15 protein-coding genes and 1 pseudogene are annotated in these 14,192 nt (G+C 73.2%); 7 read left to right on the top strand and 9 right to left on the bottom strand.

The features are described 5' to 3' along the window. Window positions 1-260, top strand: a pseudogene (locus tag ACWEJ6_RS41355) (hypothetical protein); the annotation flags it as partial. A 51-nt stretch (window positions 261-311) separates the two neighbouring features. Here the strand turns inward: ACWEJ6_RS41355 and ACWEJ6_RS41350 are convergent. The 3 genes from ACWEJ6_RS41350 to ACWEJ6_RS41340 all read right to left on the bottom strand — a co-directional run bounded on the left by ACWEJ6_RS41350 (window position 312) and on the right by ACWEJ6_RS41340 (window position 3,088). Further along, the gene (locus ACWEJ6_RS41350) at window positions 312-1,469 is read right to left on the bottom strand and encodes an NAD(P)/FAD-dependent oxidoreductase (protein WP_452431077.1); all 1,158 of its coding nucleotides are present in this window, start codon (window positions 1,467-1,469) and stop codon (window positions 312-314) included. A 65-nt stretch (window positions 1,470-1,534) separates the two neighbouring features. Further along, on the bottom strand, window positions 1,535-2,407 hold the full coding sequence (sigJ, locus tag ACWEJ6_RS41345) for an RNA polymerase sigma factor SigJ (protein WP_452431076.1): 873 nt from the start codon (window positions 2,405-2,407) through the stop codon (window positions 1,535-1,537). A 108-nt stretch (window positions 2,408-2,515) separates the two neighbouring features. Then, complete coding sequence (locus tag ACWEJ6_RS41340; RefSeq protein WP_452431075.1) at window positions 2,516-3,088, bottom strand: RICIN domain-containing protein; 573 nt, start codon at window positions 3,086-3,088, stop codon at window positions 2,516-2,518. 169 nt (window positions 3,089-3,257) lie between these two features. Here ACWEJ6_RS41340 and ACWEJ6_RS41335 point away from each other — a divergent pair, with 169 nt between their 5' ends. Continuing rightward, a complete protein-coding gene (locus ACWEJ6_RS41335; RefSeq protein WP_387676716.1) occupies window positions 3,258-3,680 on the top strand; it encodes a hypothetical protein in 423 nt (140 codons plus the stop codon). 24 nt (window positions 3,681-3,704) lie between these two features. Here the strand turns inward: ACWEJ6_RS41335 and ACWEJ6_RS41330 are convergent, their stop codons facing one another. Next, window positions 3,705-4,274: a TetR/AcrR family transcriptional regulator gene (locus tag ACWEJ6_RS41330; protein ID WP_452431074.1), complete on the bottom strand. Its 570-nt coding sequence runs from the start codon at window positions 4,272-4,274 to the stop codon at window positions 3,705-3,707. Window positions 4,275-4,341: 67 nt separating this feature from the next. On the opposite strand from ACWEJ6_RS41330, the gene ACWEJ6_RS41325 reads away from it, so the two are divergent. After that, window positions 4,342-5,511, top strand: coding sequence for an FAD-dependent monooxygenase (locus ACWEJ6_RS41325; RefSeq protein ID WP_452431073.1), 1,170 nt, complete (start codon window positions 4,342-4,344; stop codon window positions 5,509-5,511). A gap of 21 nt (window positions 5,512-5,532) precedes the next feature. Here the strand turns inward: ACWEJ6_RS41325 and ACWEJ6_RS41320 are convergent, their stop codons facing one another. Next, window positions 5,533-6,606, bottom strand: a complete 1,074-nt coding sequence (locus ACWEJ6_RS41320) for a lytic murein transglycosylase (RefSeq protein ID WP_452431072.1) — start codon at window positions 6,604-6,606, stop codon at window positions 5,533-5,535. Window positions 6,607-6,758: 152 nt separating this feature from the next. Here ACWEJ6_RS41320 and ACWEJ6_RS41315 point away from each other — a divergent pair, with 152 nt between their 5' ends. Then, window positions 6,759-7,229, top strand: coding sequence for an STAS domain-containing protein (locus ACWEJ6_RS41315; RefSeq protein WP_452431071.1), 471 nt, complete (start codon window positions 6,759-6,761; stop codon window positions 7,227-7,229). A 37-nt stretch (window positions 7,230-7,266) separates the two neighbouring features. Here ACWEJ6_RS41315 and ACWEJ6_RS41310 read toward each other — a convergent pair whose 3' ends face one another. The 3 genes from ACWEJ6_RS41310 to ACWEJ6_RS41300 are packed head-to-tail and all read right to left on the bottom strand — an operon-like array spanning window position 7,267 to window position 10,312. Further along, window positions 7,267-7,635, bottom strand: a complete 369-nt coding sequence (locus ACWEJ6_RS41310; RefSeq protein ID WP_452431070.1) for an STAS domain-containing protein — start codon at window positions 7,633-7,635, stop codon at window positions 7,267-7,269. After that, entirely contained in the window at window positions 7,632-8,735 is a 1,104-nt protein-coding gene (locus ACWEJ6_RS41305; protein ID WP_452431069.1) for a cobalamin B12-binding domain-containing protein, read from the bottom strand. The genes ACWEJ6_RS41310 and ACWEJ6_RS41305 overlap by 4 nt, the downstream gene beginning before the upstream one ends. Then, complete coding sequence (locus ACWEJ6_RS41300) at window positions 8,732-10,312, bottom strand: PP2C family protein-serine/threonine phosphatase (RefSeq protein ID WP_452431068.1); 1,581 nt, start codon at window positions 10,310-10,312, stop codon at window positions 8,732-8,734. The genes ACWEJ6_RS41305 and ACWEJ6_RS41300 overlap by 4 nt, the downstream gene beginning before the upstream one ends. A gap of 296 nt (window positions 10,313-10,608) precedes the next feature. Here ACWEJ6_RS41300 and ACWEJ6_RS41295 point away from each other — a divergent pair, with 296 nt between their 5' ends. The 3 genes from ACWEJ6_RS41295 to ACWEJ6_RS41285 all read left to right on the top strand — a co-directional run bounded on the left by ACWEJ6_RS41295 (window position 10,609) and on the right by ACWEJ6_RS41285 (window position 13,358). Continuing rightward, on the top strand, window positions 10,609-11,394 hold the full coding sequence (locus ACWEJ6_RS41295; RefSeq protein ID WP_452431067.1) for a hypothetical protein: 786 nt from the start codon (window positions 10,609-10,611) through the stop codon (window positions 11,392-11,394). 25 nt (window positions 11,395-11,419) lie between these two features. After that, complete coding sequence (locus tag ACWEJ6_RS41290; protein ID WP_452431066.1) at window positions 11,420-12,007, top strand: hypothetical protein; 588 nt, start codon at window positions 11,420-11,422, stop codon at window positions 12,005-12,007. Window positions 12,008-12,086: 79 nt separating this feature from the next. Beyond that, window positions 12,087-13,358 (top strand): hypothetical protein, encoded by a 1,272-nt coding sequence (locus tag ACWEJ6_RS41285; protein WP_452431065.1) that lies wholly within the window; start codon window positions 12,087-12,089, stop codon window positions 13,356-13,358. 63 nt (window positions 13,359-13,421) lie between these two features. On the opposite strand, the gene ACWEJ6_RS41280 is transcribed toward ACWEJ6_RS41285, so the two are convergent. Then, entirely contained in the window at window positions 13,422-14,165 is a 744-nt protein-coding gene (locus ACWEJ6_RS41280) for an amino acid ABC transporter ATP-binding protein (RefSeq protein WP_358301108.1), read from the bottom strand. Window positions 14,166-14,192: the final 27 nt, after the last annotated feature.

Here is a 14,192-nt window from a genome sequence, read left to right as displayed (position 1 = left end):
GGGCCGATTTCGCCTCCGCGGACCTGGCGCTGCTGTTGAGGGCCAACTGCGGCATCGTCGCCGGTGCCGGGGAGGGGGAGGGGGAGGGGGTGGCGGCGGCGTCGCGGCGGCTGGTGGCGTATCTGCTGCAGTCCTTCCGCGCCGACCACGCCGAGCCCCTGCCGCCCCCGCCGCCCCTCACGCTCAGCCACATGGCCCCGACGCCGTCCAGTACGGCCCACTCGGCGGCGAGGCCGGCGAACGTGCGCAGCGGCCGTTGACGCCGACGCCCGGCAGGAAGACCCCGGCCGCTCGTGGTGGAGGGCAGGGGGTCAGCCGGCGGTCTCCTCGTCGCGCGGGAAGAAGGGCAGCTCGATGCGCACGCGGTCGGCGGCGGCGAGGATCTTCTCCGCGTCGTCGACCGGCGGGTGGATCGCCTGGTTGATCCGTACCTTGATGTCCTTGCCGTCGGCGCCCGAGGCCATCACCCTGCGGTCCCAGCCGCGGGTGAAGATCCCGCCGGCGTCGCCCAGGTCCAGGCAGGTGACGTACGGGCCGGGGGTGAAGTCGCGCGGCGGCACGCCGAGCAGGTCGGCCGCCGCGTTGTACCCGGCGACCTTGCCGAGCGGGGTGGCGTGCTGGCACGCCTGCATGACCGGGTGCTCGGCGTCGAAGACCGCCGCCGCCGTGTCCCCGGCGGCGAACACCTCGGGGAACGCGCGCAGCCACCGGTCCACCGGGATCCGGCCGAGGTGGTCGAGCTCGCCGGAGATCTGCCGGGTGAGCTCGCTGGCCCGCATGCCGACCGACCAGACCACCGCGTCCGCCCTGACCTCGGTGCCGTCGGACAGGACGGCGTACCCTGCGCCGACCTCGGTCACCGTCGTCCCGAGACGGCGTTCGACGCCCAGCTCGTCCAGTGCCGCCTCGATCTCCGGACGCGGGCCGGGGCCGAGCTGGTGCGCGACCACCGGCGACCGGTCCACCAGCAGCACCCGGCCCCGGACGGCCAGCGCGGTCGCGGCCTCCAGACCGGTGAATCCGGCGCCGACGACCACGGCCCTGAAGTCCTCCCGGTCACGCAGGAAGCCGGTGAGCCGCCGGGCCCCGTCGAGGGTGTCGATGTCGAAGAGCCGTTCCGCGCCGGGCAGGTCGCGGGGCCGTACCAGCCGGCTGCCGGCCGCCAGCACCAGGCGGTCGTAGCCGATCTCCATGCCGTCGGCCACCACCGTGCGGCGGCCGGTGTCGATCGTGCTCACCGAGGCGCGCAGGTGCTTGACGCCGATCGGCCCGAGGATCCTGCGCAGCTCCACCTTGGCCAGGTCCGGCTCCGGCTCGTACAGGCGTGGCCGCAGCACCAGGTGCTCGTTCGGGGCGATGAGCGTGATGCACAGGTCCGCGGCGCCGCCCGCCCGCTCGCGTGCCAGGGCCGCGCCCGCCGCGCTCCACACGCCCGCGAAACCGCCACCGATGATCACAACGTGTGCCATTGTGTCGTCCTCTCTCAGCCTCGCCCCTGGTGATCCGGGGGCGGCAGGGAGACAAGACAGCGGGCTCAGATGTGACCGATGTGGGCAAACTTCTCGGGATTGGCCAGTCTGCGCAACGTCGTGATCCGTCCGTCGGCGATCTCCACGGTGTCGAGCCAGACCAGTTCGCCGCCGCGGTAGGTCGCCAGGGCCGGCTGCCCGTTGACCTCGACGATCCGGAACGCGTCGGGACGCCTGATCTCGATCTGCCGGACCGCCAGCAGGGCGATCGTCCCGGCGCCGTGGACCGGCCTGCGCGCGGCGGTCACCTTGCCGCCGCCGTCGGCGACGTAGACGGCCTCGGGGTGCAGCAGCTCGACCAGCTCAGCGATGTTCCCCGCGTCGGCGGCCGCCTTGAACGCCCTGAGCAGGCGTTCGGTCTCGGCCCTTGACGCCCTGGGCCGCTCCTTGACCGCCGCGACCCGCGCCCGCGCCCGGGAGGCGAGCTTGCGGCCGGCGGCGGGCGTGCCGCCGAGCACCTCGGCGATCCGAGCGAACGGGAAGTCGAAGACGTCGTGCAGCACCAGCGCGACGCGCTCGGCCGGGGTGAGCGTCTCCATGACCACCAGCATCGCGGTGCTCACCGACTCGTCCACGAGCACCTGAGCGGCGGCGTCGGGCACGGTCAGCAGCGGTTCGGGGAGCCAGGGACCGACGTAGGACTCCCGCCGGACCCGCGCCGACCCGAGCACGCTGTAGGACGCGCGGGCGGCCACGGTCACCAGCCAGGCCCGCAGGTCACGCACGCCGGACAGGTCGGCCGCGGCGGCACGCAACCAGACCTCCTGCGTCACGTCCTCGGCCTCGGCCACGCTGCCGAGGATCCGGTAGGCCGCCCCGAACACGGCGGAGCGATGCGACCGCCAGTCGGCCTCGGCCGGCGCACCGCTCGGCTCCACCCTCCGCCCCCAGCCTTCCGGATCAGTGTTCGACCGCCGATTCTAGGGTCCCGCTGTGACCTGGGCCGCGACCAGGGGCAGGCGGCGGGGGCCGGCCGCAGCTTGGTGTCACCTCCGCCGGTACTCCCAGACCTGGTTGACGCGGTTGGCCGCCTTCCGCAGGTCGGTGGGGTGGAAGCAGTCCCATATCTGGAGCGGGGCGTCGGGGCGCGGCCAGTCGGGGTAGGCCCCGTTCTCGACGTCGAGGCACTTGCCGCTGCTGACGTTCACCAGAATCTTGAAGCCCTTGTGCGGGCCCTTGTAGAACGCCTGCGTCACCCACTGCTGGTTGGGGCCTCCGTGGCAGCCCCACAGGACCACGGGTGTGCCGTTGCCCCTGCCGTCGTTCGCGACGTCGAGGCATTTCGTGCCGTTCAGGTTGGTCCATTTGATCAGGTCACCGCTGCCGCCGCCGGGCGGGCTCTCGAAGAAGAAGGAGTGGTAGTTTCCGCCGACCCGGGCGCCCAGCCGAACGCGTGAGCCGAGGACACATTCGGGGTTCTCGAAGTTGTAGCGGCAGGTGTTGGGGATGTCGACGAAGAGCTGTCCGCCGGTGATCGGGTTGGTGATCCAGGTGTCGGGGCCTCGGTCGCGACTGCTGTCCGCGTCGGCGGGAGCGGGCGGTTGAACGGCGAATGCCAAGAATGCCGCGGCGATCGCGTTGAGGAATGTTCTGGGATTCGGCATTTCGATTCCCCCCTCACTGCTCCTGTCCGCAGAGGTGGCGGCCCTTTTTAGCCTGGGCTAAAAGGCATTGTGGGCCGGGTTTCCGGTGGGGCAGGCTCTTCGTCATCGGGGCGAACAGGGCCCGGTGAAATCGCTGAACATTCGTGTCGCCGTGGTTCCGCACGGCCGGAGAGGACGAGAAATGTTCGGAACGGGACAGCGGACGAGGAAACTGCTCGCCGTGGCGGCCGCCACCTGCGCGGCTCTGACTATCGTGGCCACTCCCGGCCCGGCCGCCGCGTCGGCGTCGGCCTGGTGCCAGTCGAGCTACCTGGTCTACAAGTACTGGAAGTCGGACGGCACCATCGGCCGCTGGAGCAACAACTGCGCCGGTGACCACTCGCTCAATTCCAAGGGTTACAAGCTGGAGCCCGGCGGCTGGTCCGGTTACATCGACTACAGCGATGGCACCTGGGATTACTTCTGCGATTTCCAGGACAAGTGGCTGGGCAAGCGGGTCGTCAATATCACGATGGCCGCCGCGAAGATCGAATACTGTGTCAAGTAGTGATGCGGCAGGCGGGCCGAGCGGTCACCTGGTGGGGCGCAGGCCGTCCAGCAGCACGGTGAGATAGGCGTCGGCGAGGGCCTGTGAAGGGGGCTGGGCGCGGGCGACGGCCAGGGCGGTCCGGCCGAGAAGCGTCGTGACGACGGCGGGTTCGATGTCGGTGCGGATCGCGCCCTCGCGCCGCGCCCCCTCGATCATCTCCTCGACGGCGGCGGCCAGCCCGGCGCGCAGGGCGGTGGTGGCCGGCAGGTCCAGGCCGTCCAGCTGGTCGTTGACGGCGTGGTGGGCGGTCTGGAACGCGATCAGCTCACGGAGGAAGGTCCGCAGGGCCTGGTGGGCCGTGGTCTCGGCGAGCAGGTCGCGGGCGCGCTGGACGACCGGTTCGAGCAGGCGGGAGACGGCGGCGTCCAGCAGGGCGTCCTTGCCCCCGAAGGCGCGTACGACGGTCGCGGCCCCCAGCCCCGCCTGCTTGGCGATGGCCTCGACGGTGAGCGTCGCGCCGGGTTCGGCCAGCAGTGTCATGGCGGCGTCGAGGGCGAGTCGGCGGTTGCGCACGGCGTCGGCACGGCGCTTGGGCTCGGCGGGTGTTGACAACTGAAATGCTCATTCCACATAGTTAACTGGAACGCTTATTTCAGTTACTGTACCCCGAGGAGCCTCAGTGAACGAGCGCGTCCTGATCTCCGGAGCCGGCATCGCCGGGCTGGCCCTGGCTCACTGGCTGGCCCGGCTGGGCTTCCGGCCCACCGTCGTCGAGCGCGCCCCGCGCCTGCGCGCCGGTGGCAACGGTGTGGACCTGCGCGACCACGCCGTCGAGGTGGCCGCGCGGATGGGCATCATGCCGCGGGCGCGCGCGCTGGCCACCGACGTGCACGGCATGAAGTTCGTGGACGCCGGTGGCCGGCCCGTCGCCCGCGTCGAGCCCCGCGACGCCGGCTCGGTGGAGATCATGCGCGGCGACCTGGTGGCGCTGCTGCGCGAGGCGACCGACGCGGAGATCATGTTCGGCGACGCGATCAGCGGCCTGGACCAGGACGAGCACGGTGTGCGGGTCGCCTTCGAGCACGCGCCCGCCCGCACCTTCGACCTGGTCGTCGGCGCCGACGGCATGCACTCCCACGTGCGGCGGCTGGCCTTCGGGCCGGAGGAGGAGTTCGTCCGGCACAAGGACCACTACTTCGCCTTCGCCGACGCAGACGCCGCGCTCGGGGAGGACCGCTGGGTCACGATGTTCAACACGCCGGGCCGCATGGCCGGCGTCTACCGGTCGGGCAACCACGCGCAGGCCAAGGCGTACTTCATCTTCCGCTCCGCGCCGCTGGACTACGACCACCGGGACGTCGCCGAGCACAAGCGGCTGGTGAGCCGGACGTTCGGGGACGAGACGTCCTGGCGCACCCGGGAGCTGCTCGACTCGGCCCTGGCCGACCCCGACTTCTACTTCGACGCGCTGGGCCAGGTGCACATGGACTCGTGGTCGAAGGGCCGCGTCGTGCTCGTCGGCGACGCCGCCTGGTGCGCCTCGCCGGCTTCCGGGGCGGGCGCGGAGCTGGCCCTGGTGGGGGCGTACCGGCTGGCGGGGGAGCTCGCCGCCGCCGGTGGCGATCACCGGGTCGCCTTCGCGCGGTACGAGGCCGTCCATCGTCCGCTGGTGGCCAGGAAGCAGCAGATCGGCCCGAACGTCCGGCTCATGGTGCCGAGAACCGAGGGCGGCCGATGCGTCCGGGACACCTTGGTCCGCCTCCCGCTGCTGAAGGCCATGGGAGCGGTGGAGCGCCGCCTCCGGACCAGGACCGCCCGCCCCTTGCCGGACTACAGCCCGGTCCGGTAGCGCAGGCGGTCGGGGGCGAGGTTACTTCGGGCCGGTCAGGCGGCGTTCGCCTGCTGTGGTGAGGACGAAGACCTGCCAGTTGTAGTACGCGTAGTACGCGCGCGGGTCGCGGCGCATCTGCCGGGCGTGCAGGAGGACGGCGTCCACGTACGCCTGGGACGGGTTGTAGGCGTGCAGGGCCCGCCGGTAGTCGCGGGGCGCGCCGCTGGCGTGGAGGTAGTTGGCCGCGCCCATGACGGCGTCGCGGGGGTTCTGGACGTCGCCGCCCATCCCGTACGCGCGCCAGGTCGCCGGCATGAACTGCATGGGCCCCTGAGCTCCGGCGTGGCTGTCGGCGCGGACCCGTCCGAACTTGGTCTCGACGAACATCACCGACGCCAGCACCTCCCATTCCACCCCGAAGCGGCGCTCGGCCCGCTTGAAATGGCCGAGCAGTTCGGCGGCCGGGCGGGCCGCCTGGACCTTGAACACGGCGGACGGCTTGATGGGCCGGGTCAGGGCGAGCAGTTCGGCGGCCGGGCGGGCCGCCTGGACCTTGAACACGGCGGACGGCTTGATGGGCCGGGTCAGGGCGAGCAGTTCGCGCAGGGCGCTGACGTTGTCCTTGGCCTGGGCGGCGAGTGCGGCGGGCAGGCGGGCGAAGGCGCGGTCGGCCAGGGCGCGGTGACGGGCGGCGTGGCGGTAGAGGCGCTGCTGGTAGAGGGCCAGAAGTTCGACGTCCCGCGGCGGGGCGCCCGTCGAGGGGCGCCAGCGGTCGATGGCCGCGTTCAGGGCCGTGGTCGTGTCGCGGAGGGCCGTCGCCAAGCGGGCGGGGTCGGTCGGGAGCGGCGCGCCGGGGGCGGGGAGCGCCTGGCCGGAGGAGGCGCCGGCGCTCGCCGTCGCCGACGGGGCGGCGTCCGTCGCCTTCGCGGAGGCCGAGGACGGGACGGAGGCCGAGGAGGGGGTGGAAGAGGGGGCGGCGGTCGTGGCCGTGGCGCCGCATCCGCCCGTCCCGGCGACTGCCGCGCTCACCAGCAGGAGACAGGCGAGCGTACGGCCCCGGCCGGTGCGGGGCTGCGGCGGGCGGGCGCGGAACGGGCGTCGGAGGTCGTCCATGGTCGGCCAACCTACCTGCCTCACGGCTTTATACCGGACATCTCACCCCGTATCGCTCCGGTGGGCGGCACTCGGCACCCGGGATGCGTACGCTTCTTCCAAGGCGGCGGCGTGGCCGGGGATCGGCCGGGTAGAAGACGAACCACCGGGAGGTGAGCGGCATCGACGGCGGAGAAGACGAGAAGAGCTGGCGAGGGCCCCGGTTGCGGGCGGAGACGAGACAGGCGGACGGGTGCCTGGTCATGGGGTTGAGCGGGGAGCTCGACTTCATGCAGAAACCCGAGTTCCGGCAATGGGCGCTCGGCGTCGTGGCCGGCGGTCACGACGACGGGAACAGCGGGAACGGCGACAGCGCGGCGCCGATGGTCGTGCTCGACCTCAGGGGCATCGAGTTCTTCGACTCCACCGGGCTGTCCGTCGTCATCGCGCTGTGGCAGCAGGCGCGTGAGGCCGGCGGCGATCTGGCGGTGGCCGCGCCCCCGCCGATCTGCGCCAACATGATGCGGCGTACGGGGCTGGCCGACCACATCGCCATGGGCGACACGGTGGCCGCCGCGGTGGCCGGGGCGGCGATCCTGCGCCGCACGAGGCGCGACACGACCGACCAGGCCGCGGCCGGCTGAACCGGCCGGGCCGGATTCCAGCGCGTGGGCGGCGGTGTCAGTCCTGGGTGGAGGAGTGCTGGGTGACGCCGGCCGGGGCGCCGGTGAGGTGCTCGTACGTGCCGCTGACGTCCAGCAGCCGCTCCAGCACCCGCGGGCGCTGCTCCAGGTGCAGCCGGGTGCCGGCCGTCACGGCGTGCTGGTGGATCATCAGCAGCGCCGACAGGCCGCTGGAATCGCAGAAGTGCAGGCCGTCGAAGTCGAGATGCAGGTCGGTCAGGCCGCCGTCGGCGAGCGCGGCGAGCGCGGTGGTCAGGAGCTCTCGCGCCGTGTTGTAGTCCAGGTCGCCGGTGACGGCGACGCGCAGCACACCCGGGTGGGGCGTGGCCTGGACGAGGGTCAGCGGGTCGGGGGCGAAGGCGGTCATGCGATCTTTCCGTGGCCGGGGAGCGGGGTTACGTCGGTCGGGGAGGCCGCGGCGCGCACGGCGTCGCGCCCGTGGGTGATGAAGGCCGAGGCGCGCGGGAAGTCCTCCAGCCGCCTGCCCAGCAGGTCGAGCGCCGGCATCAGCGTACCCGCCGGGACGCCCCGAGCGGTCAGGACGCCGGCCGTCCAGGTGAGGAACCGGGTGAACAGCCCGGGGTCGTCCACGTAGAGCGCGGTGGCCAGGAAGTCGACGATGTGCAGGATGTCCTCGGCGGTGTGCCTGCGTTGCTGCGGCGTGTAGTCCGCCATCGCCGGGACGCGTTCCTCCAGGCCGCCCATGACGTCCCTGACCAGGCTCCGGGCCGACCGGCTGACCATGGTGTACTCCTGGTCGTCCAGGTGCGGCAGGTCGTCCACGACCTGGCGGGGGGCGACGGGGCGGGGCAGCGGGCCGGCGGCGAGCCGGTCGGCTGCGGCGGCGCCGTCGGCGGCCCAGGCGTCGGCGCCGAGGAGGCGGGCGTAGAGGCCGTCCGGTCCGAACGCGGCGCCGCCGGCCATCACCGGCGTGCCGGTCGCCTGGCAGGCGGTGATGGCGGCGTGGGCGCCGGGCAGCCGGGTGGGGATGGAGCTGGACAGCGCCACCACGTCGCAGGCCGTGCGGTGCAGGTGGGTGATGAGGTGGGGCGTCGGCACCTGCGCGCCGAGGTAGTCGACCCGCCAGCCGCGCAGCCGCAGCACCTCGGCCAGGATGCGGGCGGGCATGGCGTGCCACTCGCCGTCGATGCAGGCGACGGCGATGCGCCCGAGTGCCGGGCCGTTCGCGGCGGCGGCGCGGGCGGCGGGGTGGTGGGCGAGCGCGGCCAGCACCCGCTCGTTGACGGCGGTGGCGGTGTGCTCCTGCGCCACGGTGATCTGGTTGCTCTCCCACTCCTGGCCGACGCGGGCCTGTACGGGGGCGACCACGTCCAGCAGCAGGGTTTCCAGCGAGATGTCCTGGTCGAGCGCGGCGAGCGCGGCGTCCGTGGCGGCGTACTCGTCGCCGGCGACAGCGGCGTCCCAGAGTTTTTCGCGCCAGGCGGAGAGTCCGTCTGCGTGCGTCATGCGGTGAACCTTCCCCGTCCGTGTCCTCCCACCGCGCTCAGATGTGCCCCGCGCGGCGCGGTGATGGCGATGACGGCCATGTCATCGTGATCGCCACCTCCTACCCACTGGGACGACAACATCTCCACACGTTCCGTGATCGCCTCGGGCGGCATGCCGCCGCACTGCCGCAACTCCTCCTGCAGCCGCTCGTCGCCGAACATCTCGTCGCCGAGCGGGCCGCCCATGGCCTCGGTGATGCCGTCGGTGTAGAGCAGGCAGGTCTCGCCGGGTTCGAGGACCACGGTGTCGGTGACGCTGGTGACGCGTTCGAGCATGCCGATGAGGGTGCCCTTGGTGCTGGCCACGTCGACGCGTCCGTCGCCGCGCACGACGAGCGGCGGCGCGTGCCCGGCGCTGGTGACCCGGAGCAGGACGCGGTTGCCGGCCCGCTGGATCGAGGCCAGGACGAGCGTGACGAAGCGGGACCGGTCGCCGCCCTTGATGAGCACGCCGTTGAGCAGTTCGAGCACGCGCTGATGGTCGCCGGCCATCGGCAGCAGGGCCTGCAGGGTGTGCCGGATCTTGCCGGTGAGCACGGCGGCCTCCAGGCCCTTGCCGGCCACGTCGCCGAGCACCACCAGCGACTCCTGGCCGGCCTCGGCGGGCGGGTGGAGGTCGTAGAAGTCGCCGCCGACGCGGGCGGTGTGCTCCGAGGGACGGTAGCGGGCGGCGACCTCGACGCCGTGCAGGCTCCGCGCGCGGGGCGGCAGGAGCTCGCGCATGAGGGTGTCGGTGATGTCGGCCTGCTCGGCGTACAGGCGGGCGGCGGACATCGCGGCCCCCGCGCGGGCCGCGAACAGCCGCGCGAAGACCTCCTCGCCGTCGGAGAAGCACGCCTGGCCGCTGCCGCGCAGCAGCACGAGCGCCCCGGCCGGGACGCCGTGACCGGGCAGCGCGGTCACCACCATCGAGCCGATCTCGTCGAGCCCGTCGCGGGCCAGCCAGCCGGGGGCGGCGGCGGGGTCGATCCAGCGGGAGGGCAGCGGCGGGTAGCCCTGCAGCGCCTCGGCGAGACCCGGCACGGCCTCGGGATCGACGGCCAGCTCCTCGCGGACGACCACGCCGTCCGGCCCGCAGTAGGCGATGGGGTGCCGGCGCCGGTAGGGCGGCAGGATGACCAGCGCGGCGTCGGCCAGGTGGCGGGCGGCCAGCCGGGCGGTCACCTCCAGGCAGCGGTCGAGGTTGAGCGAGGACAGCAGCTCGCTGGAGGCCTTGTCGAGGAACGACGTCCGCTCGCGTTCGAGGTGCAGGGCCTGGGTGGCGCGGTCGAGGTCGGTGGTGTCGGCCAGCCACCAGGCGATCGCGTCGCCGTCGCGGACCGGACGCGCCTCGAACGTGGCCGCCCCGATGGAACCGCGCACGCCCTCGGGAAGAGCGGCGTCGGAGGGAGTGGCGTCAGGGAGAGGGGTCGCGGCGGCATGGGCGTGGGAGAGCCAGGCGGGAGCGCTGTCCGCCAGTGCCGCGCCGGGGACCGCCCCGGGCAGCAGCCGCAGCGCCGCGTCGTTGGCCTGGGCGATGACACCTGCGGTGTCCACCAACAGAACCGGGTAGGGGGCGCCACGCCACACGGCCCCGGTTTCGTCCTGCCCCAGACTGCTCGTCAGACCTCTCAAAACAACGAGCCCGCCGCGACGGGCTCTGCCTCCTGAATCATGGTTGCTTGTGCACCTTCTTCTCTCCACTGTAGCCGAGGCTTGCCCACCACCCCAGCCGCGGACGGCCCGGCCGAGCGCCCCCGACCGGCCGTCTCCAGTGGTTTCCAGTCGTTTCCAAGGAGCCGCGGCCAGGGTCTGACCGGTCAGGCAGAACGCAGTCGGCGGACGGGGAGAAGATGGGCGAGACGAGGACCCGGTCGATCCTGGGCAGGACGGGGGCGACGCTCGTCCTGGCGGCGGTGCTCGGGTGCGCGCCGGGTCCCGCCGACGCGGCGGACGCGACCGTCGGCGCGGCGGCGTACGTGGTGCGCGGCAAGGTGGTGAACTCGGCCGGCCGGCCGGTCCAGGGCGCCAAGGTCGTGGTGAAGGACCGGCGTTACTACAACAGCGACATCGTGCTGCACAGCGACGGCAACGGCCTCTACCGGGCGCAACTGCCGCGCGAGCCGTCGTCCTGGCTGGTCAGCGCCTCGGTGACGCGGCAGTTCCACGGCCGGCAGTACACCTTCGACCTGGAGCCGTCCTCGACCGGTTCCGTCCGGGCGAGCGCCGGCGGGGTGCGGAACTTCACCTGGCGCGTCACCGGCAGGCGGCCCGGCGCCGACGGCCGGTACTACGGCGGCCTGGTCGCCACGAACCTCTGGTTCGACAACCTTCCCGAGGACGTCGACCAGCAGAACGTCCGGCTGACGATGACCCCGGTCGGCCAGCTGATCGACGGCAGCGACGGCAAGGTCGTCTCCGGCCGCACGCCGGTCTACACGGACAGCGGCTGGGCGGTGGTCGACGTGCCCCTGGGCCGGTACCGCATCACCGCGACCTACCGCTCGGCCACCGGCGGCAAGGTCTACCCGCTCCAGGTCAAGCTGACCGGCTCCGCCGCCTTCGCCCCGCAGGTCACCGCCGACTTCGAGCAGAGCGGGACCAACCAGCGGATCAGGCTGGAGGTCAGGTTCGGCTGAACCGGCCGAGCCGCGGAGAACCTCGATGGACATGGACGACGACCCGCAGCCGGGTGCCGCCGCGACTTCGCGGTCCCGCGCGCGGGTGGCCGCGGGCCTGCTGGTCCTGGCGGCGGTCGCGGTGGCCGGCGCCCTGGTCGGCGGCCTCGGGCACTACGTGCTGCTCGACCGGCCGGTCCTGCTGGGGACGCTGGCGGCGAGCCTGGTCGTCGTCTCCGGGGCGCTCGCCTTCGGCGGCGGTCCGCGCGCGCCCGTCGTCGCGCTCGTGATGATCTGGGCGACGGCCGGGCTGGTCGGTCTCGTGACCGGCATGCGGGTGCACGCCAGGATCCCCGGCCCTTACGGCAGCGGGCTGGAGGTGCGGGTGCTGTCCGACGACTGGATCGTCCCCGACTGGAGGCTCGTGGTCCGCAGGAACGACGGCCTGCTGACGCGCGAATGGCCCTTGACGGATCGGTTCACCACCGAGCACGACGACGGCCTGCCCAGGGTGACCTGGCTCGACCCCGCACACGTACGCCTGGACGACCGGGGGAGGCGGGGCGGGCAGACGGTCGCCCTGGACCCCCGTTCCGGGCGTCCCCTCAAGCCCGGGCGCCTCGGGGGCGGCTGAGGGGCGGACACGACGGGCGGCACACCGGTATAATGATCATGCATCCCGGCGGGCAGGCGCCCCCGGGATCTTGCTTTTCATGCCCTCCACACCTCATCGCACGCTGCTCGCCGCGGCCGTCCCGCTCTTCCTGTCCATGAGCGCCGGGATCGTCGCCCAGCTCGTCACCACCTCCCTCCTCGGCCGCCAGGCCACGGCCCAGCTGGCGGCCTTCGCGCTGGTCAACGCGGTGCTCACCCCCGTGACGGCCGCGGTGTCGGGTGGCCTGCGGGGGATGGCGCCGTTCGTCGCCGCCTGCCGGGATCGTCCGGCGGAGGCGCTGCTCGTCCTGAAGGACGCCCGGTGGCTCACCGCCGGTCTCGGCGCGGCCGGGGCGGGGGTCATGCTCGGAGTCCCGGTGATCGCGCGGATCGGCGGGGCGCCCGGCGAGGTGGTGGCCGAGTTCGGGATGTTGCCGCCGCTGCTGGCGCTCCAGGTGCTGCTCTACTCGGCGGGCAGCGGCGCCGGCGGCGTGCTGGTCGCGCTCGGACGCAGCCGCCTGGTGCTCTGGGCCGGCCTGTCGAGCACGGCCACCGGGGTGGTGCTGCATCTCGTCCTGGTGCCGCGGATGGGCGTCCAGGGCAGCGGGGTGGCGCTGGTGGCGTCCACCGCCGTGGCCGTCGCCGTGTCCAACACGCTGCTGCTGCGCCTGCCCGAGCTGGCCGGGCGGTCGTCGTGGCCGGGCCGCCCGCGGTGGCGGGAGATCCTGCGGATGGCGCGGGTGGGCGTCCCGATGTCGGCCACGCTCGTCGTGAAGTTCGCGGTCATGGGCGGGGTGACGTACGCCGCCGCGCGGACCGGGGCGCAGGGGGCGGCCGCGCACGCCATCCTGCTGTCGCTGCACGGATTCCTCGGGCTGGCTGCCGTCGCGGTCGCGCAGGCCGCGACGCCGGAGATCGCCAGGGCGGCCCTGCCGGGCGAGGCCCGCCGGCTGAACCGGGCGGCAGTGACGATCGCCGCCGCCGGAGTGCTGGCCGGCGGGCTGGTGCTGGTCCTGCTGGGGGAGGCGGTGCTCGGGCTGTTCACCTCGGACGCCGCCGTGCTGGCCGTCGCCGTCGGCCTGGTGCCGTTGTCGGTGGTGCACGCCCTGGCCGACCACTGCGCGATCGTGATGTCGGCCGGGCTGACGGCGCTCAGGCGGTCGTCCTGGACGCTGGGGTCGGCCGTGCTGGGGAACGGCCTGCTGGCGTCCGTGGCGGGTCCGGCGGCGGGGGCGTGGGGGCTGCGGGGCCTGTGGCTGGCGTTGATCGCCGGTTCGCTGCTCGTCCTCGTGACGCAGACGGCCGGTTTCCTGCGGTTCAGCGCGCACTAGAAGGGGTTCAGCGCGCGCGCCACAAGGCGGGAAGGGGGCTCCGGCGGGCGGAGCCCCCTCACGTCAGGTGCGGTCCTGGGTCAGGACGCTGGACAGGAACGCCCTGGTCCGCTCGTGTCCCGGGTTGGCCAGCAGCTCGGCCGGCGGGCCGCTCTCGACCACGACCCCGTCGGCGAAGAAGGCCAGCCGGTCGCCGACCTCCCTGGCGAAGGCGATCTCGTGGGTGACCACGACCATCGTCATGCCGTCGGCGGCCAGGCCGCGCATGACCTCCAGCACCTCGTCCACCAGCTCGGGGTCGAGCGCGGAGGTGGGCTCGTCGAACAGCATCAGCTCCGGGCTCATCGCCAGCGCCCTGGCGATGGCGACCCGCTGCTGCTGGCCGCCGGAGAGCTGGTGGGGCCGCTTGTGCGCGTGCGCGGCCAGGCCGACGCGCTCCAGGTGCTCCATCGCGGTCGCCCTGGCCCGCTCCGCCGAGACCCCGAGGACGTGGACGGGGGCGCAGGCCACGTTCTCCAGGGCGCTCTGGTGGGCGAACAGGTTGAACCGCTGGAACACCATGCCGATCCGGCGGCGGAAGACGGCGAACTCCTTGGGCGTCCACGGCCGGTAGCGGCCCTCGCGCAGGCTGTGCCCGACCTCCTCGCCGAGCACCCGCAGGCTGCCGCCGAGCACCGGCTCCAGCCCGTTGACGCAGCGCAGGAAGGTCGACTTGCCCGATCCGGACGGCCCGATCACGCAGCTCACCTCGCCCGGCGCGACGGTGAAGTCGACGCCGTTGAGCACCTGCGTGTCGCCGAAGCCCATGCGCACGCCCGTGGCGTGCACGACGGG

The organism is Nonomuraea sp. NPDC004702, from assembly GCF_053601695.1.
The sequence above is the reverse complement of the archived record's forward strand: the minus strand, read 5'-3'. Positions and strand labels throughout refer to the sequence as shown.